We start from the raw sequence: 19,470 nt of genomic DNA, 5'->3' as shown, positions 1-19,470 counted from the left end.
CCAAGCCCCTTCAGTTCGCCGCCGGCAAGGACAGGATCCGCTCCAGAAGGTGCGCAGCGGCGTCGCCCTTGACGGAAAGCACAACCCGGGACGCCCGTTCCGGCACCGTGCGCGCGTCGGCGGCTCCGCCGTCGATCCGCTCACAGCGGGTCTTGCCGTAAGGCTCACCCGTGCTCGTCTCCACGGAAATTCCAACGTACGGGGCGTCGTCGAGCTCGAGGGCACCCACGGCGATGGCAGCCGCCAGCGGATCGTGGAGAGCGGCGCAATGCTCACCGAAAATCGTGTTGTAAAAGGCGAAGTACTGGACGAGCATCCCGGAGAGCGCACTGGCCACCGGGTGTCCGGCTTTCGTAAGCGCCGCGCGATGGGTCTCGTCGAAGCGGTGGTTCATGGTGACGTCCAAGGGAACCATGGTGACCGGCCAGCCGGCCTCCATCACCACGGCGGCTGCTTCGGCGTCATTGAAGATGTTGGCCTCGGCGACTGGGCTGATGTTACCCGGCACAAACGCGGCTCCGCCCATGACCGTGACATCGCGGACGAGCGACGGGAGCTTCGGGTCCAGTTGCAGCGCGAGGGCCAGATTGGTGAGCGGACCGACGGCGATGACGCGCAATTCACCCGGGTGCTCGTTGGCGAGCCGCACGAGCATCTCCGCGGCTGTCTCCGATTCCGACGTCAGGCCTGAGTCTTCCAAGGTGACCCCGCCGATGCCGTTCTCGCCGTGAACGTGCGGCGCCCCGCCGTCGAACGTGCCCATGAGGGGATCATGGGCTCCCACGGCCACGGGTATCCCGGACCTGCCGGCGGCATGGAGCAGGTTCAAGGTGTTGACGGCGCCGACCGCGGCGCTGACGTTGCCGCTGACGGTTCCGATCCCGGCCAGCGCCACCTCGGGGCTCGCCAGGAGATACGCGATTGCCAGGGAATCGTCGATGCCGGTATCGCAATCGAGGTAGAACGGCTGCGGTGTGGTGGTGGTCATGGTGCTCCTTCGTAGGTTTGGTGACTCTGGTTCGGGCTTAGGCATGGGCGACGACGACGGCGGGTGCCGCAGGGGCGCTCGCAGGGACAGGGCGCAGGATCAGGGAAGCGGCAAAGGCCGCGAGGGCGAAGCCCGCCGAGATCCATAAGGCAGTTTGGTAGCCGGCGATGGTTCCGGCGGCGACGGCGGGTGCGACGACGGCGATTCCCACACTGGCTCCGATTCCAAAGCATGCTCCATTCAGGCCGGGCACGGAACCCGGCGCCGATTTGGGTGAGTTCAGCACCGCGATGCCGCTGACGGTGCTCTGGAACTGGCCGAGATACAGGACTCCCATGATGATCAGCAAAGCGAAGACCATCCAACGGTCCGCCGCAAAGATCGCGACCGCAACGGCGGCCACGACGATCAGCCCGCTGCTGATCCGCAGGGCCTTGAACCAGCCGATGCGCTGCGCGAACCAGCCGGAGAACACTGCCGTGAGCACGCCCACGAAGGCTGTCGGTGTCAGGTACAGGAGGGCTGACATGGAGGCCGACAGTCCGTATCCGGCTTTTGCGTCCTGGCTCAGGAGGATCACGGTGAAGTTCAGCGCCGAGAAGATGCCCGCAAGGGTCAACACCGTGCTCGCCAAAACCGGCCACACCTGGCGGGACCGCAATTGCTCGATGGCGATCAGCGGACGCGCAACCCGCCTTTCCACGGCGACGAACGCCAGCCCGGCAATCACGGCGCCGGCGAGATAGCCAAGGGTCCAGGCGTCGCCCCATCCGGACGTGGAAGCCTGTCCGATCAGGTTGCTCAAGACAACCAGGAATGTGCCCAGGGTGCCTGCGCCCCACCAGTCCATGCGTCCCTCACGTGTCCGGGCGGGTCTCTTCGGGACCACGACGGCGACCAGAACGATCGCCAGAACGCCCACGCCGAGGACCAGGACAAAGAGGAACTGCCAGCCGATGGTGTCGGTGATAAAACCGCCCAGGAAGCCGTCGAGCCCGCCAATGCCGCCGTTTACCGCCGAGATGACGCCAACGGATATGCCGAAGAGGCGCTTGCTGAAGCGCTCGGACAGGAGGAGGAAAGAAATGGTGAACGTGGCGCTTGTTGCACTTTGCAGGACCCTGCCCACGAGAAGGACGGTCAGGTTCGGAGCCAACAGGCACAGGACCGTGCCTCCCAACATCATGGACAGGACGATCAACAGGGTGCGGCGGCGTCCCAGGAAGTCGCTCCATCGGGAAAATGCCATTCCCAGGACTGCGCCGGTCAGGAAGAAAAGCGACTGGACTTTGGCCACGTTTTCCGTGGATTCCTGGAAATGGGCGGCCATGGCGGGCAGTGCCGCCGAGAACAGGCTGGCGTTGAGCTGGTAACTAAGGATCGAAAGGATGAGCGTGGCAATGAGGACGGGCACTCGGGCTGCTTTTCGCCGAAGGGGGAGCCCTGCGGTGCTGGTGGCTTGGGTAGTCATGGACAAACTTCCTTGTTTGAAACAAAACGGCTTCGGGGGCGGCTCGATGCATGTGTGGCGCAGAGCACAAGATGGCTTATATGTGCATCATACACGCTTGTTATACAGGCTCGGAATACCCATCGCGTAAACTCTCAATATCGACGAAGGGAGCCATCTTGGACCGCAGTGCTGAGGCCGTTCTTTCGGAGCCGTTGGATGCCACCGCCAACATCCCGCTCCGCGTTGCCGTGTACTCGCGCATCATGAATGCGATCCGGGCGGGGCACTTCCCCGTTTCGTCGCTGTTGCCCTCGGAAACGGACCTTGGTTCGGCTATGAAGGTCAGCCGGACGGTGGTCCGTGAGGCTCTCATGCTCCTCGAGGAAGACGGATACGTACGCTCGCGCCGAGGGATTGGACGTTTTGTGGCCACCCGCCTGCCGCGTGTTGGCCTCGAGCGGATCAGGCCCATGGAGGAGATTCTTGCCGAGGCCGGATCCGCCATCCAGGTCAGCCGGACACAGCATGTGCTGCACCCGTCGTCGTCGGTGTTCACTGCAGAGCCTCTCGGAATCCGCGAAGAGGAAGCCTCCTGGTTCTTCGAGAGTGTCCTCAAACGGGACGGCTCACCTATCGCCTTGGTCCAGGAGCACGTGGCAAGCAAGGGGGGTCTCGTTGATCGCGACCCTGAAGCGGCGCGGGTCATTGTGGACGACGTCGGGCAAGAGGCGACGCTGTTGTCCAATTTGATCTCCGCCATTGGGCCGGCCTTTGGGCCCGGCGAGACTGATATCGCGGCAGGCACCCCTGGCGTCGCGCGAGGCGAGCTGCTTGAGCTGGACGCCAAGGACCCTGTGCTGATCTTGACCCAGACCGTGGAGCATTCCGGGCAAGTCGTCTATTTGGCTAAGACGCTGGTCAACACGGGAGTGGTCCAGATTGGAATCATCCAGGGAACCTAGGGCACAGCGTGATGTAGGGAAGGGGACCGCCGGTTGGCGGTCCCCTTCCGTGTGTCGAGCTTCGACGCTCAGTTGGCCGGCCGGACGGCTCGTCCCGCGACCGCGATCACGAGCTTCTCCGGGAGGAGCTTGACCGCCACCCGCGCAACGAAGGAGTTGAGCCGGCCATCCACAACGCTCGGCTTGTTCCCTCGGATCGCGGACATCGCAGTGTCTACCACCTGCTCCGGCGTCCGCATGTTACCGGCGGCAGCTGACTCGCCGGCGATCTCAAAGAACGGCGTCTCCGTGGCTCCCGGGCAAACGGCAAGCACTTTCACGCCCGTGCCCTGCGTCTCTGCCCATAGGGCCTGGGTGAACGAGAGGACGAAGGCCTTCGTCGCGCCGTAGACGGCCATGTGGGGTATCGGCTGGAATGCGGCCGTACTCGCAATGTTGATGATCGCCCCCGAGCCGCGCTCCACCATGCCAGGCAGGTATCGCGTGCTGGTGCCGACCAAAGTGGAGCAGTTCAACTGGATCTGCTCTGCATAGCGATCGGCGTCTGCATGGAGAACGTGTCCGTGTGTTCCGAATCCCGCGTTGTTGACCAGGATGTCCACTGTGAGTCCCAGGGATTCGGTGGCTAGGTGGAGCTCCTTTGCGGACTCCGGCAGGCTCAAGTCCATTGCGAGAACGGTCACTTCGGCGCCCTGCTCGCGGAGTTCACCCGCAAGCGCTTCCAGCTTGTCCTGGCTGCGGGCAACCAGTATCAAGCGTGCGCCTTCGGCAGCGAGCCTTCGGGCAAAGACCGAACCAATACCGGTGGACGCTCCCGTGATGAGGGCTGTTTTGGCTGAAAAATTCATTTCTACTCCTAGTAAACTGAGTGCTAATAAACTGACTGTGCGGTTTGTTTTTTGGCCAAGCGTTGAAGTATCTGGCTCGTGGGTTGCTGCGTTACTGGCTGGAGACGAACTGCTGTTCGAGGAGTTGCAACAGTAGCGTCGCGCGTCGTTCGAAGGCATCGAGATCTTTGGGGTCAAGGGCGTCCGTGACCGACTTCAAGCCATCGAATGCGGCCACAATAACCGTTGCTGCGTCGCCGGGATCCCCTGGAAACGTCAAGACGCCGCTTGCGCGGCCCCGTTGAAGGATGCCGGAGACGAGGTCCACCCATGCAGCCAGTGGAGAGGAACCGCCGGGGTGCTCATTGGCTGAAGCCAGTTGATTGGCCAAGTGCACGACACCCCACGCGGAAGAGTCGCTCAGGACCGTTCTGACCATAAACTCCCCGAGACTGCGCAACTCCTCCAGGGGATTGTTCTTGCTGAGAATTTCCTCTTGCACGCGACGCAGCCAACGTGCCTTTTGCTCGTCGACGACGGCCTGGGCCAATGTTGCTTTCGAAGAGAAGTGGAAGTAGATGGCACCTTTCGTGAGCCCGACTTCGCGGATGATGTCGTCCATTCGGGTCTGCTCGAAACCCTTGCGTGCAAAGACGTCTGCGGCAACCCGAAGGATCTCATTCCGGGTGGCCGCGCCCTTGGGCGTACTGCCTGTGTCGCCAAACTCCATATTGATAAACTACAAACCGACCAGTAGGTATGTCAATTCGGGCAGTTCGTCGACCTCGATCATCCGATGGGCACAGCTTGCCGATAAGATTTGCTCGTTTAATGGGGGCGCAACAGCAGCGCTGGCTGGTGTGGCAGATCCTGGGAGGAGTGGGGACCCAATGCGCGATGAAGCGCTCTTCGAGGCTTCCGTCAAGCGGGAGCTCGTTCATAAGCGCTCGGTTTCGGAAGTCTTCTTGACTGACTTCGTTCAATCAGGTTCCAGGCGGTTCATTGCGGGAGCGCAATGGCCGCGATGGCACGTTTTTTATGGGTCGCCGGACGGTTCGCCGGATTCGGCGATCATGGCTGAGACGTTGCGGCAGGCGGTGATCTTCTTGTCCCATTTGTGCGGAGTGCCTTTGACCCATAAATTCCTCATGCCGTATATGAGCATCTCGGTAAAAGCCGCATTCTTGGATCCCCTGGTACCCGCGCAGGTTGCTGTCGAACTCGATGTCAAGGACATGAAGCTCAGTGGAGGGCACTTGTCAGCATTGACTGTGTCTGGGAGGTTCGTTGTTGACGGTGCTCCCGTAGGCGAAGGGGTGGCGGCGGCCCGCATTGTTAATCCGACGACGTACGAGCGAATGCGTGGGGCGGTCCCTGCCGGGTTGCCCGCCGCTGGCGAAGACTTACTGGCGTGTGCCGACGTCGGGCATGCCACCCAGCGGAACGTGATGCTCGGGCAAAGCAGCCGCCCGCTCGTTTGGCCGCTGCGCGTTGATCCAACCCACCCGATTTTCTTTGACCATCCCCTCGACCACGTCCCGGGAATGCTGCTGGTGGAGGCCGCGAGGCAGGCTGTGCGCGCAGCGTGTTCCCGACCGGATGCCGATTTTGCGTTGTTTGAGGCGGAATTCATGAAGTTGGTCGAGTTCAGCTATCCCGTGGACGTTGCTGTGACGCAACTCGAATCACCTGGCGCCCACGGTGTGATGAGGGTCCGGTTGCTGCACGAAGAAGAGACCCTAATGTCCTTGTTGGCGCGGGTCAGAACGCCGCGTTGATTCAGGGAGTCCCTAGGCCTTGCGGGTGAACCGGCGCGATGGCCGGCATCATGAAACCCCACATGTCGTCTATCCGTTTGAGAACGTCGCGCCGCTCGGTCAGCACGTTGGAAACCATCTGGACGCCCGTGAACGACGCCACTAGATACCGTGCGAAGTCTGCGGCATCAACTTCGGGCCGCACGTCACCCTCCAGTTGAGCTTGGCGCGTCAGCATCTCCATGGTCGTGACCCAGTCCTGGTAGGGACCCTTGACGTCCCCATTGAACGCCGAAGCTTCAAATGTCAGCCGGATGCCAGCCCTGACGATTGGCTCGTCAAGTAGTTGTTGCCCGAATGTGCGGCACATGGCGATCATGGTCTCCAGCGCAGGCAGTCCGGCGGCGGCGATCTCCTCCCCGGCGACACGCACGATGTTGTGCTGTTCGGCGATGACGGCCAACGCCAGGTCTTCCTTCGACTTGAAATGGAAATAGAGCGCGCCTTTAGTGACCGAAGCGCGGTCAGTGACGTCGCTTAGGCTTGCATTCCCATAGCCGACCTCTTCAAAGATCGACGCTGCACCCTCAATGACTGCCGTCCGGGTGGCTTTGGCACGTTGCTGCATGATCCGCGTGGAGACCTCTCCGGTTTCTGCGTCCGGGATACTTGAGTACATGAAACCGACGGACCCGAGGATCGGCGGGGGCCATGTCGACACGTGTTGACCATGTGCCCCGGGTCCTGGTCCTGGGTTCGTCAGGCTTCATTGGAAGCCGGGTTGTAGCCTCGCTCGCCGGATCCGGAGGGGCGCACGTTGTGGCACTCTCACGAAAACCGCCTGCAAGACTACGAAACAATAACGCTACCATTGCGACCGCCGACATTTCCGTCCCGGGGAGCCTGAGCCCTTTCTTGCGCGATACGGATGTTGTCATCCACGCCGCATCCTATGTGGGCTCCGAGCCTCGCCTTGCCCAAGAGATCAACGAGGCCGGCACCGGTCACGTCGTCGAGCAGTGCCGGCGGGCCGGAGTTGCCCGGCTGATCTATGTCAGCACTTGCAGCGTTTATGGGAGCGGCCCTCACCGCGGCATCCTTGAATCCGAAGCCGGCTATCACCCGGCCTCGGTGGCCAGCGCCAGCCGCGCCGTCGCCGAACAATTGGTTCTCGGCTACGGCGGCGAAGTTGTTCGTCCCAACCTCGTGTTCGGCGCGGGAGACCGCTGGTTTGTACCGGGGCTGCTCAAACTGATGAAAGTGGCTGGAGGGTGGCCGGGTGATGGTTCGGCGCTGCTTTCGCTCATCGGCGTGGAGGCGCTGGGAGGGTTGCTTTCCGGGCTTGCGCTGGCGCCCGGACAACCCGGGCGCGCTTTCCACGCCGCATATCCGGAACCGGTTCCTGTGTCATTCCTCCTGCAGAACGTTGCCCGGGTATGCGGTGTGGAATATCCGACGTTCCTGGGGGATGACGAACGTGCCGGCTCGGCCTTGCGCGCCGCAGGATTCAGCGGGCATCAGATTGACTTGGTGACGAAAGATCACTGGTACTCCTCTGAACGCCTTTGGCGGATCTCGGGGCGTGAACCGGAAACGTTCGGCAGCGCCCTTGGCGAATTTGCTTCTTCTTACCAAGTACCGAGGGAGCCCGCCCGGTCATAAACCGGTTGAACGGTTTGTTTAATGGCCGCTCAGTCTCTACACTTCAGTGCAGTGGCTCGTTGCGATTGCGACAGCAAGCTGAAGGGCAGGAATGGGGGGAGGTGCGGCCGAGCAATCGACCGCACCTCATCTGTCCCGAGGCCGCCGGGTCCGATTTCGTATCTCACATTGTTGTGGTTTAGTATTGACGAGTTGCTCCGGCGGGGATGGAAGTCCCTGAGGGCAAAGTTCGGGGCTGTGGCGCAGCTGGTAGCGCACCTGCATGGCATGCAGGGGGTCAGGGGTTCGAGTCCCCTCAGCTCCACCGAAGAAAAGGGAATCACCCGAAAGGGTGGTTCCCTTTTTTGTTTCTCCGTGGGAAGCGCCGGATGCACCCAAGTAGCTCGCAGTTAACGTCGTTTTCGGCCCTCAAAACGACAACAAATGCGAGCTAGTTGGGTCCGTGCTACTCGGGCTTGACTGCATATTCTGCTGCGCTGACAAACTCGATCGCCGAGTAGGTCTCGTCGCCTACAACCCACGCATTGTGTCCCGGCGGGATGGTGTATGAATCTCCTTTGGAGATGCTGATCTTCTTGCCGTCGGTGGTCTCGACTTCCAGTGCACCGGAAAGGCAGTACCCTACGTGGTTGGCCTGGCAGGAATCGGTTTGCACCACCGGCTTGATGCAATCGGCCCACGTCCAGCCTGGCTCGAACGTGAAGCGGCCTATCGTGTAGTCACCGACAGTGACGTTTTCCACCACGGTCTTCTCCGGCCGCCGGATTTCATCTGGGGAATTGTGCGACTTTACTTCAAGCTGAGTGACGAGGTTGACAGTCATGGTCTGCTCACAAGGGGAGTGGGAGCCTGATCTTCGAGGTCCGCAACGTGGCTCGCCCTTCGCAGCGGACCCTGGTGTCCGGGCTGCTGTGGCGCGTGCCGTGCCGGCAGCAGCGGTCAGACGGTCGATTACTTGCAATCTCTACCTTCCTCCGCCACCCCTGTGTTGTCGAGGGTTCCTGAGGGGGATAGATTGGTGCATCGTGACCTTGACCGAGCTGGATGTACACCTTGGGACGCTGTTCGGCACCCTCCGCCGCTTCCCCGACGTCGAGGCGGAGAACCTGCAGGCGCACGACGCCTCCGATCGGCTCCTCCTCGAGACCGCGGCGGCCTACGTCGTTGATCCGGAAACCCGCGTTGCGGTGATCGGTGACCGCTACGGAGCCCTGACGCTGGGCGCTTTGGCGGCCCTCGGCGTCGGGCACGTCCGGGTGACCCAAGACCTGTACGTCGGCAGGCTCGCGCTGCAACGGAACGCCGAGGCGTCCGGACTGTCCGGCCGCTTTGACCAGTTCGAGCTGGGCGCCGGCTTGCTCGACGGCGCGGAACTGGTGATCATGCAGCTCCCCAAGGCCCTCGCGGAGCTGGAAGAAATCGTCGACGCCGTTGCGCGCTTTGCAGCGCCAGGAGCCGTCCTGCTCGCCGGAGGTCGCGTCAAACACACGTCCCTGGGGATGAACGCCGTCCTTGAACGACGCTTCGAATCCGTCCAACCGCAGCTCGCGCAGCGGAAGTCGCGTGTCCTGCTTGCTGCCGGTCCCAAGCGGCCGGACACCCCCGAGCCCTTCCCGGTCTCGGAGCAGAACAGCGAGCTGGGGATCACGGTCTGCGCCCACGGGGGTGCGTTTTCAGGCACGAAGCTGGATATCGGCACGCGCTTCCTCTTGGGCTTCCTGGAAAGTATCCCCGAAGCCCGCCACGCCGTGGACCTTGGCTGCGGGACCGGGATACTCGCCACGATGTACGCCCGGAACCGTCCCAAGGCCCGGGTTACCGCGACGGACCAATCGGCCGCGGCAGTGGCGTCGGCCCGGGAAACCGCGGCAGCCAACGGGCTGTCAGATCGAATCACGGTTGTCCAGGACGATGCCATGTCCACCTTTGAATCTGCCAGCGCCGACCTCATCCTGCTGAACCCCCCGTTCCACCTCGGAGCGAGCGTCCACGCCGGCGCGGCCATCAAGATGTTTGATGCGGCGGCACGGGTCCTGGCTTCCGGCGGCGAACTCTGGACTGTCTACAACAGCCACTTGCAGTATCGCGCGGCGTTGGAAAGGTTGATCGGCCCCACCACCGAAATCGGCCGGAACCCGAAATTCACCGTGACGCGCAGCGTTAAGCTTTAGGCGTCAGCGCTCAAGCAGCAACTGATCCACCCCGAAGTGCCCGATTCCAGCCATCTCCGGATTGTCATCCGAGAAACTGACCATCGCCGTCGCGAGGACCACGGCCCAGCCGCGGGCCCGGGCCCACGTAGCGGCATCCACAGCGCGACCGAGCGCCGCCATGAAGCGGTGCCGCGCGCCGTCGTCGAACATCAGCCACGCGACGGCCAGATCGACGGCGGGATCCCCGGCGCCGAGGTCTCCGAAGTCGACGACGGCCGCGAGCCGGCCATCGGGGCGGAGGAGGACGTTCGCCGGGTGAAGATCTCCATGCAGCCACAGCCCGGGCCCGCTCCACGGCGGGGCCAGGCAGGCCTCGGACCAGATCGTCCGCAACCGGACCGCCTGCGGATAATGGTTGGAATCGTCGAGCCGGTCCATGACCGCGTCAGACCTCGCTGCCAAAGGCACCCCGCGGACGGGATTGACCGGCGCGCCCGGCACGGCGGGAACATGCATGGCGAGGAGGAACGCGGCAAGGTCCTCGGCCACCACATTCCGTGACGCTTGGGAGACAAGCACCGCGGAGCGTCCTTCCAGCCAGGGAGTCACGCTCCATGGCCATGGATAAGCCGCAGATGGCCGGCCAGAGTGGATGGGACTGGGGAGGGGCGCAGGGGAACGCCTGGCATACCCCGGGAGATATTGCTGTTCATGCAGGATCAACTGCGCGGCTGCCTCCCGGCGGGGCAAGCGCACGGCCCACTCCTCGCCAAGCCGGTACATGACGTTGTCCCAGCCGTTGGCCACCAGCTCCAACGGAAGGTGCGAGAGCCCGGGCAGCTGCTCCTCGAGCAAACTCCTCACCAACCCCTCAGTGACGTCCAGCTCGGCCTGGGGCATCAGTGCCATATTCCGGGGCCTCCCATCGGCAATATCCGGGTCCGTTACGCGCGGGCAGCGTGTGGGCATACCGGGACAAGCACACGTGCCGTACGATGCAAATGCAACAGCTTTATTCGAATGATTTTAGGGGAATCCGTGACTGAGATCCGCCAGCCGACTCCGAGGCGCGGAACCAATCTGCCCCGCATGGGGGACTTCAATCTGACCGTCATTCTCGACGCAATCAGGCGCTCGTCGGGCGGACTGAGCCGGGTGGAACTCGCCCAGATCGTCGGCCTTTCTCCCCAGACTATTTCGAATATCTCCCGCCGCCTCCTGGATCAACATCTCATTGTCGAAGCAGGCAAGGAAGGCAGCGGTCCGGGTAAGCCCCGCACCATCCTGCGCCTGAACCCTTCCGGAATGTACGCACTTGGCGTCCATCTTGACCCCGCAGTCATCACCACGGTGGTCCTGGACCTGGTGGGCGACGTTGTGAAGCACTCCAGGATTCCCACGCCGACCGGAAGCGATCCACAGCGCATCATCGCCGCAATAGCGGAGGAAATCAAGGCGCTGATCGAAGATTCCGGTGTTGATACGGCCAAGATCGCGGGACTTGGCGTCGCGGCGCCGGGGCCAATTGACCTTGATGAGGGTACCGTCGTGGATCCGCCCCTCTTGACGGGCTGGGACCGGGTGCACCTCAGGGACGCCCTCGCCGAAGCCACCGGGCTCGAGACCCTTGTCGACAAGGACGTCACCAGCGCGGCCGTCGCCGAAACCTGGGCCGGCGGGGCCAGCGGCACCGGAAGTTTCATTTTCATGTATATGGGCACCGGCATCGGCTGCGGCATCGTCTTGAACGACGAAGTTGTCCGCGGAACATCCGGCAACGCCGGTGAAATCGGACACATCATTGTCGATCCGGACGGACCCCCCTGCGATTGCGGCCTGCGCGGTTGCGTCAAGTCTTCCTGCATCCCGCAGGTCCTCGTGGCCGAAGCCGAAGAGCAAGGTGTCCTGAACGGCGGCCGCAAAGGCACCGAGGGCCCGGAAGTCCAGGAAGGCTTCGCCCGGCTTTGCGATGCCGCGGATGCGGGTGACGAACGCGCCATCGCGATCATAGACAAGTCAGCCGTGCTGGTTGCCCGGGCGGTCGCGGTGGTGACCAACACGCTCGACGTCGAACGCGTCGTCTTCGGCGGTCCGTTCTGGGGCCGGATGTCCGAACGTTACCTGGATCGCATTCCTCCCCTGCTCGCCGCCAACAGTGCCGCCAACAGCATCCATGGCATCGAGGTTGTGGGGACCGGAGTGGGCGAGGACGTCGGCGCCATCGGGGCGGCCTGCCTGGTGCTGGAACATACGCTTGCGCCGCGCGCCCAGCGGCTCCTGTTGGAAGGCTGAGGCCTTCTCGACGTCCTGCGTTGCAGGGCTGCATTATCAATATCGGCAACAGGCTGGGCCAGCTGAAGTGTGGGGGGCTGCAGCCGCTTGAAGATCGGAGCGTCATGCGTCGCCCAGTCCGGATCGGAGCAGCACTGCTCGGCGTCGTAGGTCTTTTGGCCTCGGCCGCCTGTTCCACTCAACCGCAAGCTGTCAGCAAACAAACCATCAAGATCGTCTATCAAAAGACGGACTCCTTCACCGCCCTGGACAAGGTCTTCCAGGACGCGAAGCAGGAATTCGAGGCGGCAAACGCCGGCGTCACGGTGGACCTCGAGCCCATCCAAGCCAACGACGACGACTACGGCACCAAGCTTGCGCTGTCCCAGCGATCCCCGGACACCGCTCCGGATGTCTTTTACGAGGACACCTTCAAGGTCCGATCGGACGTCGACGCCGGATACTTGTTCAAACTCGACTCGCAACTAGCCGCTTGGGATGAGTGGTCCAAGTTCAACGAGGGTGCCAAAGCCGCGGGACGCGGTGACGACGGAAGTCTCTATGCCGTCCCGCTCGGCACCGACACCAGGGCGATTTGGTACAACAAGACAGTCCTCCAAAAGGCCGGGATCCCGTTGCCCTGGCAGCCGAAAACCTGGGATGACATCCTCGCCGCGGCCCGCAAAATGAAGGCCGCGGATCCGGGTGTGATTCCCTTCAGCATGTACGCCGGAAAAGGCACCGGTGAGGGAACGGTCATGCAGAGCTTCTACGAACTGCTTTATGGAACGGGAAGCTCCCTCTATTCGGAAAGCGACAAGAAGTGGGTGGTGGGATCCAAGGGATTCACCGATTCACTCCAGTTCCTCAAGACCCTCTACGACGAGAAGCTTTCCGTGACCCCCGCGGACGCCCTCGATTCGAATGTGTGGAAGAAAGTCTTTGGACAGTGGCTGCCGCAAGGCAAAATGGGCGCCACCGTGGAAGGCTCGTACGCGCCGTCGTTCTGGCAGAAGGGCGGTTCCTACGAATGGGCCGGGTATGCCCAGGATATGGGAGTAGCCAAGTTCCCCACCCAGTTCGGGCAGGATCCCGGCGGTGTGAGCATGTCCGGTGGTTGGACGCTCGCCGTTGGTGCGAAGACCAAAAGCCCGGACCTGGCCTTCAAGTTCCTGACCACTGCCGTGAACAAGAAAAACGCCTTGGCCTTCGACGTCAACAATTCCCAGATCGCCGTCCGCACGGATGTTGCGTCCGATCCCGGTTACCAAGCGGCCAACCCTTTCGTGAAGGATGTTTCCAATCTGGTGGGCGTCACGCACTATCGCCCGGCGACCGCTGACTATCCGAAGATTTCCCTCGCCGTCCAACAGGCGACCGAGGCCGTCATCACCGGCAAACAAAGCCCGGCGGAGGCGGCAGCCGAATACGACGCTTCGGTCAAGAAACTCGTCGGCGACACCAAGGTCATGCAGAAATGACGCATGGCAGTCCCTGATTCCTTCGGTCGCGGTTTGCTGCGACGCAGATCTCCAATCCAGAGGTCCCTGCGTCGCAGGCTCCGCTTGCTGCCGGTAGTACCGTCAATCCTGCTGCTGGCACTCTTCATGTTGGCACCTGTGGCGTGGTCCTTCTACGCCTCCTTCACCAACGCCGCATTGTCCGGCAAGGCTGCCGTGAACCCCCAATGGGTCGGCCTGGACAACTACGCCCGGATGCTGACGGATTCCGTCTTCCCGCTCTCGGCATGGCTGACGGTAGTCTTCGTGGTGGTTTCCGCGATCCTCGGACAGAACGCGCTGGGCCTGGGCATCGCCCTGTTGATGACCAGATCCGGGGGAGCCACGGCGTCGCTGGTGGGCACGGCGGTGGTCGCATCGTGGATACTGCCGGAGATCGTGGCGGCCTTCGCGGCCTACGCGTACTTCAGCCAGGACGGCACGCTCAACCAGCTCTTGGGAATGTTAGGTGTCCAGGGCGCCAACTGGCTCTATGCCTTTCCGATGGCCGCCATCGTCCTGGCCAATGTCTGGCGCGGCACCGCATTCTCGATGCTGGTCTACAGGGCGGCGCTTTCCCAGGTCCCGCGCGACATTTCCGAAGCCGCACTCATGGACGGCGCCGGGGGTTGGCAACGTCTGGCCTTCATCACCCTTCCGATCATCCGCGGCAGCATCGCCACCAACCTCATGCTGATCACCCTCCAAACCCTCGCAGTCTTCACCCTCATCTGGGTGATGACGGCCGGTGGTCCCTCCAACGCGAGCACCACCTTGCCCGTGCTGGCGTACCAGGAAGCATTCAAGCTCGGAGACATCGGCTACGGCACCGCGATCGCTTCGGTATTGATCCTGATCGGCATGGTCTTCGGTGCCGTCTACGTCAGGCTGATCCGCGGGGCAAAATCGTGAGCTCCCTGCGCCGCGCGCCGCTGCTCGCCGCGAAGAGCCCGACGGCGGTGGCCGCGGGACGGCTCCGCGTCCGCTTGGCGGCCAACGCGGCCTTGGCCGTGATCGGGGTGTGCTTTGTGCTGCCCCTTGCGTGGCTGATTCTTGCTTCCCTTGATCCGCACGCCGGCTACGAGACGCGGTGGCCGCAATCGCCGTCGTTCGCTAATTTTGCCGCCGTACTAACGCCTGGGCTGCTCTTCCAGCCACTCGTGAACAGCTTCCTGCTTTCAACCGGAACGGCGCTCGTGAACCTGGTGGCCGCCGTGCTCGCGGCCTATCCGCTGTCCCGCTACCAATCACGATTCAACAAGCCGTTCCTGTACGCGATCCTGTTCGGCACCTCCCTCCCGGTCACCGCGATCATGGTGCCGGTCTATGGCCTGTTCGTGCAGTTGCAATTGCTGGACTCGATGCCGGCAACCATCTTCTTCATGGCAACCACCACCTTGCCCATGGCCATCTGGATGACGAAGAACTTCATGGACTCCGTGCCGCTTGAGCTGGAGGAAGCTGCCTGGATGGACGGTGCCTCGGGATTGGCCACGCTCCGGAGAATCGTCGTGCCCCTGATGGGGCAAGGGCTGGGCGTGGTGTTCATCTTCGTCTTCATCCAGGCCTGGGGGAACTTCTTCGTCCCGTTCATCCTGTTGTTGTCCACTTCCAAGCAGCCTGCCGCGGTGTCTGTTTTCAGCTTCTTCGGCCAGCACGGAGCCATTGCCTATGGGGAACTCGCCGCGTTCTCCATCTTGTATTCAGTCCCGGTACTTATCCTCTACACGGTGGTTGCCAGAGGGTCCGGCAGCGCATTTGCGCTGTCCGGCGCGATGAAGGGCTGATCGGCCGACCGCCGGGACCCAGCAGCCGGAATTCAGTCGATGTCCTCCACGATGGTGCCGTACGGGATGGAATCATCCAGGTGCGCTTGGTGGCCTGTCAGGCCGCGGTTATAAAGTACGCGCACGCCGTGAAGCTTGTCCGCGGCCGATTGCATCAAGATGGGGCGGACGGTTTGGATGAACCGCTCGTCCTTGCCGTCGAGGTATTCCTGATAACTGGCTGGAAGCTGGATCATGGCAAAAGAATAGTCCTGCAGGACCGTCATGGGGAGGGCTCGCGACGGGGTTCCCCGTGGCGTACTGTTTGCGGCTTTAACCCTGACGACGACCAAAACGAACAATCTTCAGAAATCAGCCGAAACCTAGCGTAAAAATGCGTCTTAATTCGGCGGGGGATTTGTGGCGCCCGAAGGCCCGATCTAGAGTCGTATTCAAGTTACCGCGGTAACGTGTCAGCGATCCTCCGCCGGATCTGCCTCTTGAAGGCAGGCAGGAGGGTGTGGGTGCCCCCATGTGGGCCTGACATTTGCACACGGACAACTTCATTCCAGGCGTAACAGTCGCGGCTGCGCCCTGCTGGAGTTCGTTGCGTGTATCCCCAAACTCAATTCACCGATTCTGCAGTCCAAGGACCTGGTTTTCAAGTCCGTGAACGCAGGCCCGCTGACACAAAGCCAAGGACGCAAATGTCACCACCAAGCCTCATCGACACCCATCCAAACCTGACCGGCGCCGCTCCTGTTGCCCTGTCCTACGAGCTTTTCCCGCCCCGCTCTCCGGCCGCCGCCGAGTCCCTCTGGACGACCATCGGGGAGCTTGAGGCCACGGACCCCGACTTCGTCTCCGTCACCTACGGCGCGAGCGGCTCCAACCGGGACACCGCCGTCGAGCTCATCAACCGGCTGCTGCTTGAAACGACCCTGCGGCCGCTGGCGCACCTGACCTGCGTCGGAAACACCCCGCAGGAGTTGGCCGAGATCATCGGTGAACTCCTGGACAACGGCGTGCGCGGCATCCTTGCGCTGCGCGGCGACCTCCCCAAGGACAGTGGACAGCCGGTCAACGGTTCGCTGCGCTACGCCCAGGACCTGATCGAACTGATCCGCCGCGTGGAACAGCGACGTTCGGCCCTCCTGTGCGCGGGCAAGATCGCGGTTGGCGTGGCCGCCTATCCCACCCGCCACCCTGAGTCCCCGAGCGTGGAGCACGACGTCGAGGTGCTGCTCGCGAAGCAACGCTCGGGCGCCGACTTCGCCATCACGCAGGTCTTCTTCCACACCGAGCAATATGCGGATCTGATCTCACGTGCCCGACGCGCCGGCGTCACCATCCCGATCATTCCAGGCGTCATGCCGCTGACGAGCCTTCGCCGGCTCAAGCGCCTCGGCGAGCTCACCGGCGTCGAACCGGCACCGGAGCTCATCGAACGCCTAGCCGCGGCGGACAGCGACGCCGAACGGCGCAAGATCGGAGTCCGCGCCACTGTGGACCTGGCCAACGCCGCCCTCCAGGCTGGTGCTCCGGGCATCCACCTGTACACCTTCAACGAGCACGCCTGCGCGCTGGACGTGCTCGACAAGCTTGCCTTGCCCCGGCCGGCCCGGCCTGCCAGCAGGCTCAGCGCCATCGCCCGCCGGCAAGAACTCGTCAGCTGATCAGCCAACGCTGGTCCGCAAACCCCTAGACACATCGATTTGCACCTACTGCCCCAAGGAAATCCCATGACTGAACAGAATCTCACTGAGAAGACCAACGCAGCGTTCCCCGCTGCATCCCTGCTCGGCTACCCGCGCATCGGCCGCCGTCGCGAACTCAAGAAGGCCGTCGAAGCCTACTGGGCCGGCAAGATCGACGCCGCTGCCCTTGACGCCGCCGCCAAGGACATCCAGCTGACCACCGCGAAGCGGCTCCAGGAACTCGGCCTCAACGAAGCCGCCGCCGTCCCGGGCACCTTCTCCTTCTACGACCAGGTGCTCGACGCCACGGCTCACCTGGGCGCCGTCCCGGCCCGCTTCGGCCAGCTGCTCAACGCCGAAGGCCAGCTCGACATCGATGGCTACTTCACCCTGGCCCGCGGCAACAAGGAACAGCAGCCGCTGGAAATGACCAAGTGGTTCGACACCAACTACCACTACCTCGTTCCGGAAATCGGCCCGGAGACCGACTTCAAGCTCGCCTCCAACCGCATCGTCGAGGAATTCGAGTTCGCCCTCGCCAACGGCATCGAGACCCGCCCGTACATCGTCGGCCCGGTCACCTACCTGCTGCTTTCCAAGGCTTCCGACGACGCCCCTGCGGGTTTCGCTCCGCTGTCCCGCCTCGAGGACATCCTCCCGGTCTACGTTGAACTTCTCGGCAAGCTGGCCGCCGCCGGCGCCAGCTGGATCCAGTTGGACGAGCCCGCCCTCGTTGTCGACCAGGACACCCCGGCCGCGGAAATCCAGGCCGCCACCGCCCGTGCCTACGAAGTGCTCTCGGGTGCCGCAGCGCGCCCGCAGCTCTTCGTCTCCACCCCGTACGGTTCACTCGACGGCCAGCTCGGCACCCTTGCCGCGACCAACATCGACGCCTTGCACATCGACGTCTTCAAGGGCGCGGTACCGTCCGCAGCGGCCCTGGCGGGCCTCGGCAACAAGACCCTGGTTGCCGGAGTCGTCGACGGCCACAACATCTGGCGCAACGACCTCGCGGTCTCGGCCGCCAAGCTGGACGAATTGAAGGCCGCGGCCGGCAAGCTTGCCGTCAGCACCTCCACCTCCACCCAGCACGTTCCGCACGACACAGCCGAGGAAACCCAGCTCTCCGCGCAGCTCCGCAGCTGGCTCGCATTCGCTGACCAGAAGGCCGTCGAGGTAAAGGTCCTCGCGGACTACCTGGCCAACCCGGCTTCCGCGAAGGCCGCCATCGACGAAGCCTCCGCAGTGATCGCCTCCCGCGCCACCGCCGAAGGCGTCCAGCGCGCCGACGTCCGTGCCCGTACCGCGGCCCTCACTGAGGCCGACTTCAACCGCTCCGAGTACTCGGTCCGCGAAGCCGCCCAGGAAGCAGCGCTGCACCTGCCGCCGCTGCCCACCACCACCATCGGCTCCTTCCCCCAGACCTCGGAAATCCGCTCCGCCCGCGCCCGCAACAACAAGGGCGAGCTCAGCAACGAGCAGTACGAGCAGCTCATGAAGGACGAGATCAAGCGCGTCGTCGAGCTGCAGGAAGAGCTTGGCTACGACGTCCTGGTGCACGGCGAGCCCGAGCGCAACGACATGGTCCAGTACTTCGCCGAGAACCTCGAAGGCTTCGACGTGACGGTCCACGGCTGGGTCCAGTCCTACGGCTCCCGCTGCACCCGTCCGTCCATCCTCTGGGGGGATGTCACCCGCTCGGCTCCCATCACGGTTGCCTGGGCCGAATACGCGCAGTCCCTCACCAGCAAGCCGATGAAGGGCATGCTCACCGGTCCGGTCACCATCCTGGCCTGGTCCTTCGTCCGCGACGACCAGCCGCTGGGCGAGACCGCCAACCAGGTCGGCCTGGCCCTGCGGGACGAAATCGCCGATCTCGAAGCTGCCGGCATCAAGGTCATCCAGGTGGACGAGCCCGCACTGCGCGAACTCTTGCCGCTGCGCAAGGCCGACCACGCCGCTTACTTGAAGTGGTCAGTTGACTCCTTCCGCCTGGCCACCGCCGGTGCCGGCGACGCCACCCAGATCCACACCCACCTCTGCTACTCGGAGTTCGGCGTGATCATCGACGCGATCGACGGCCTCGACGCCGACGTCACGTCCATCGAAGCAGCACGTTCACGCATGGAGGTTGTCCACGACCTCGAGGCGCACCACTTCGGCCGCGGCGTTGGTCCTGGCGTTTACGACATCCACTCGCCGCGTGTTCCGGGCGAGGCCGAAGTCACCGAGCTCCTGTCCACTGCCGTCAAGCACGTTCCGTCCCGCCAGCTCTGGGTCAACCCGGACTGCGGCCTGAAGACCCGCGGCTACGCCGAGACCGAAGAGTCCCTGCGCAACCTGGTCAAGGCCACCAAGACGGTCCGCGCCGGACTGCTGGAAGCAGCCAAGTAAAACCCCGACAGTACAAACGGCGTCGGCCGGTCACCTCGAAA

At 63.2% G+C, this 19,470-nt stretch carries 18 protein-coding genes and 1 tRNA gene; 11 read left to right on the top strand and 8 right to left on the bottom strand.

Annotated features, from left to right (window positions below; genetic code table 11):
• Positions 1-10 precede the first annotated feature (10 nt).
• Positions 11-988 carry a nucleoside hydrolase gene (locus tag LFT47_RS12820; protein ID WP_236811307.1) on the bottom strand — a complete coding sequence of 326 codons (978 nt, stop codon included), beginning with the start codon at positions 986-988 and terminating at the stop codon, positions 11-13.
• Between the two features lie 37 nt (positions 989-1,025).
• Positions 1,026-2,459 (bottom strand): MFS transporter, encoded by a 1,434-nt coding sequence (locus LFT47_RS12815; RefSeq protein WP_236811305.1) that lies wholly within the window; start codon positions 2,457-2,459, stop codon positions 1,026-1,028.
• Positions 2,460-2,617: 158 nt separating this feature from the next.
• On the opposite strand from LFT47_RS12815, the gene LFT47_RS12810 reads away from it, so the two are divergent.
• Positions 2,618-3,403, top strand: a complete 786-nt coding sequence (locus tag LFT47_RS12810) for a GntR family transcriptional regulator (protein WP_236811304.1) — start codon at positions 2,618-2,620, stop codon at positions 3,401-3,403.
• A 68-nt stretch (positions 3,404-3,471) separates the two neighbouring features.
• Here the strand turns inward: LFT47_RS12810 and LFT47_RS12805 are convergent, their stop codons facing one another.
• Together LFT47_RS12805 and LFT47_RS12800 are read right to left on the bottom strand one after the other, a co-directional pair.
• Entirely contained in the window at positions 3,472-4,251 is a 780-nt protein-coding gene (locus LFT47_RS12805) for an SDR family NAD(P)-dependent oxidoreductase (protein ID WP_236811303.1), read from the bottom strand.
• Between the two features lie 91 nt (positions 4,252-4,342).
• Positions 4,343-4,960 (bottom strand): TetR/AcrR family transcriptional regulator, encoded by a 618-nt coding sequence (locus LFT47_RS12800; protein ID WP_236811302.1) that lies wholly within the window; start codon positions 4,958-4,960, stop codon positions 4,343-4,345.
• On the opposite strand from LFT47_RS12800, the gene LFT47_RS12795 reads away from it, so the two are divergent.
• Positions 4,842-6,008 carry a ScbA/BarX family gamma-butyrolactone biosynthesis protein gene (locus LFT47_RS12795; protein WP_336885441.1) on the top strand — a complete coding sequence of 389 codons (1,167 nt, stop codon included), beginning with the start codon at positions 4,842-4,844 and terminating at the stop codon, positions 6,006-6,008. The genes LFT47_RS12800 and LFT47_RS12795 overlap by 119 nt on opposite strands.
• A 1-nt stretch (position 6,009) precedes the next feature.
• On the opposite strand, the gene LFT47_RS12790 is transcribed toward LFT47_RS12795, so the two are convergent.
• Positions 6,010-6,708 (bottom strand): ScbR family autoregulator-binding transcription factor, encoded by a 699-nt coding sequence (locus LFT47_RS12790; protein WP_236811300.1) that lies wholly within the window; start codon positions 6,706-6,708, stop codon positions 6,010-6,012.
• On the opposite strand from LFT47_RS12790, the gene LFT47_RS12785 reads away from it, so the two are divergent.
• Together LFT47_RS12785 and LFT47_RS12780 are read left to right on the top strand one after the other, a co-directional pair.
• Positions 6,699-7,649, top strand: coding sequence for an NAD-dependent epimerase/dehydratase family protein (locus tag LFT47_RS12785; protein WP_236811299.1), 951 nt, complete (start codon positions 6,699-6,701; stop codon positions 7,647-7,649). The two genes, LFT47_RS12790 and LFT47_RS12785, sit on opposite strands and share 10 nt — an antisense overlap.
• A 231-nt stretch (positions 7,650-7,880) precedes the next feature.
• Positions 7,881-7,953 (top strand) — tRNA-Ala (locus tag LFT47_RS12780).
• Positions 7,954-8,094: 141 nt separating this feature from the next.
• On the opposite strand, the gene LFT47_RS12775 is transcribed toward LFT47_RS12780, so the two are convergent.
• Positions 8,095-8,472, bottom strand: coding sequence for a cupin domain-containing protein (locus LFT47_RS12775; protein WP_236811292.1), 378 nt, complete (start codon positions 8,470-8,472; stop codon positions 8,095-8,097).
• A 202-nt stretch (positions 8,473-8,674) separates the two neighbouring features.
• Between LFT47_RS12775 and LFT47_RS12770 the strand changes: the two genes are divergently transcribed.
• Positions 8,675-9,820 carry a class I SAM-dependent methyltransferase gene (locus LFT47_RS12770; protein ID WP_236811291.1) on the top strand — a complete coding sequence of 382 codons (1,146 nt, stop codon included), beginning with the start codon at positions 8,675-8,677 and terminating at the stop codon, positions 9,818-9,820.
• Between the two features lie 3 nt (positions 9,821-9,823).
• On the opposite strand, the gene LFT47_RS12765 is transcribed toward LFT47_RS12770, so the two are convergent.
• Positions 9,824-10,711 (bottom strand): aminoglycoside phosphotransferase family protein, encoded by an 888-nt coding sequence (locus LFT47_RS12765; RefSeq protein WP_236811290.1) that lies wholly within the window; start codon positions 10,709-10,711, stop codon positions 9,824-9,826.
• A gap of 129 nt (positions 10,712-10,840) precedes the next feature.
• Between LFT47_RS12765 and LFT47_RS12760 the strand changes: the two genes are divergently transcribed.
• The 4 genes from LFT47_RS12760 (at position 10,841) to LFT47_RS12745 (ending at position 15,359) form a co-directional block, all read left to right on the top strand.
• Complete coding sequence (locus LFT47_RS12760) at positions 10,841-12,094, top strand: ROK family transcriptional regulator (protein WP_236811289.1); 1,254 nt, start codon at positions 10,841-10,843, stop codon at positions 12,092-12,094.
• 104 nt (positions 12,095-12,198) lie between these two features.
• Entirely contained in the window at positions 12,199-13,554 is a 1,356-nt protein-coding gene (locus LFT47_RS12755; RefSeq protein ID WP_236811288.1) for an extracellular solute-binding protein, read from the top strand.
• 3 nt (positions 13,555-13,557) lie between these two features.
• Entirely contained in the window at positions 13,558-14,484 is a 927-nt protein-coding gene (locus LFT47_RS12750) for a carbohydrate ABC transporter permease (protein ID WP_236811287.1), read from the top strand.
• 20 nt (positions 14,485-14,504) lie between these two features.
• Positions 14,505-15,359 carry a carbohydrate ABC transporter permease gene (locus LFT47_RS12745; RefSeq protein WP_236818555.1) on the top strand — a complete coding sequence of 285 codons (855 nt, stop codon included), beginning with the start codon at positions 14,505-14,507 and terminating at the stop codon, positions 15,357-15,359.
• A gap of 32 nt (positions 15,360-15,391) precedes the next feature.
• Here LFT47_RS12745 and LFT47_RS12740 read toward each other — a convergent pair whose 3' ends face one another.
• Positions 15,392-15,595 (bottom strand): hypothetical protein, encoded by a 204-nt coding sequence (locus LFT47_RS12740; protein ID WP_113990700.1) that lies wholly within the window; start codon positions 15,593-15,595, stop codon positions 15,392-15,394.
• Between the two features lie 450 nt (positions 15,596-16,045).
• Between LFT47_RS12740 and LFT47_RS12735 the strand changes: the two genes are divergently transcribed.
• Positions 16,046-17,014, top strand: coding sequence for a methylenetetrahydrofolate reductase (locus LFT47_RS12735; protein ID WP_236811286.1), 969 nt, complete (start codon positions 16,046-16,048; stop codon positions 17,012-17,014).
• A gap of 66 nt (positions 17,015-17,080) precedes the next feature.
• A complete protein-coding gene (gene metE / locus LFT47_RS12730; protein WP_236811284.1) occupies positions 17,081-19,429 on the top strand; it encodes a 5-methyltetrahydropteroyltriglutamate--homocysteine S-methyltransferase in 2,349 nt (782 codons plus the stop codon).
• Positions 19,430-19,470: the final 41 nt, after the last annotated feature.

It is taken from the genome of Arthrobacter sp. FW306-2-2C-D06B (assembly GCF_021789175.1).
In the GTDB taxonomy this organism is placed as follows: Bacteria; Actinomycetota; Actinomycetes; order Actinomycetales; family Micrococcaceae; genus Arthrobacter.
Note: the sequence above shows the minus strand (reverse complement) of the source record. Positions and strands in the feature narration are given on the sequence as shown.

What these genes read in the sequence shown, in the direction of transcription:
- LFT47_RS12820 (WP_236811307.1), bottom strand. Translation starts at nt 988, where the DNA reads ATGACCACCACCACACCGCAGCCGTTCTACCTCGATTGCGATACCGGC.
- LFT47_RS12815 (WP_236811305.1), bottom strand. Translation starts at nt 2,459, where the DNA reads ATGACTACCCAAGCCACCAGCACCGCAGGGCTCCCCCTTCGGCGAAAA.
- LFT47_RS12805 (WP_236811303.1), bottom strand. Translation starts at nt 4,251, where the DNA reads ATGAATTTTTCAGCCAAAACAGCCCTCATCACGGGAGCGTCCACCGGT.
- LFT47_RS12795 (WP_336885441.1), top strand. Translation starts at nt 4,842, where the DNA reads ATGTCGTCCATTCGGGTCTGCTCGAAACCCTTGCGTGCAAAGACGTCT.
- LFT47_RS12800 (WP_236811302.1), bottom strand. Translation starts at nt 4,960, where the DNA reads ATGGAGTTTGGCGACACAGGCAGTACGCCCAAGGGCGCGGCCACCCGG.
- LFT47_RS12785 (WP_236811299.1), top strand. Translation starts at nt 6,699, where the DNA reads ATGTCGACACGTGTTGACCATGTGCCCCGGGTCCTGGTCCTGGGTTCG.
- LFT47_RS12775 (WP_236811292.1), bottom strand. Translation starts at nt 8,472, where the DNA reads ATGACTGTCAACCTCGTCACTCAGCTTGAAGTAAAGTCGCACAATTCC.
- LFT47_RS12765 (WP_236811290.1), bottom strand. Translation starts at nt 10,711, where the DNA reads ATGGCACTGATGCCCCAGGCCGAGCTGGACGTCACTGAGGGGTTGGTG.
- LFT47_RS12755 (WP_236811288.1), top strand. Translation starts at nt 12,199, where the DNA reads ATGCGTCGCCCAGTCCGGATCGGAGCAGCACTGCTCGGCGTCGTAGGT.
- LFT47_RS12750 (WP_236811287.1), top strand. Translation starts at nt 13,558, where the DNA reads ATGGCAGTCCCTGATTCCTTCGGTCGCGGTTTGCTGCGACGCAGATCT.
- LFT47_RS12740 (WP_113990700.1), bottom strand. Translation starts at nt 15,595, where the DNA reads ATGATCCAGCTTCCAGCCAGTTATCAGGAATACCTCGACGGCAAGGAC.
- LFT47_RS12735 (WP_236811286.1), top strand. Translation starts at nt 16,046, where the DNA reads ATGTCACCACCAAGCCTCATCGACACCCATCCAAACCTGACCGGCGCC.
- metE (WP_236811284.1), top strand. Translation starts at nt 17,081, where the DNA reads ATGACTGAACAGAATCTCACTGAGAAGACCAACGCAGCGTTCCCCGCT.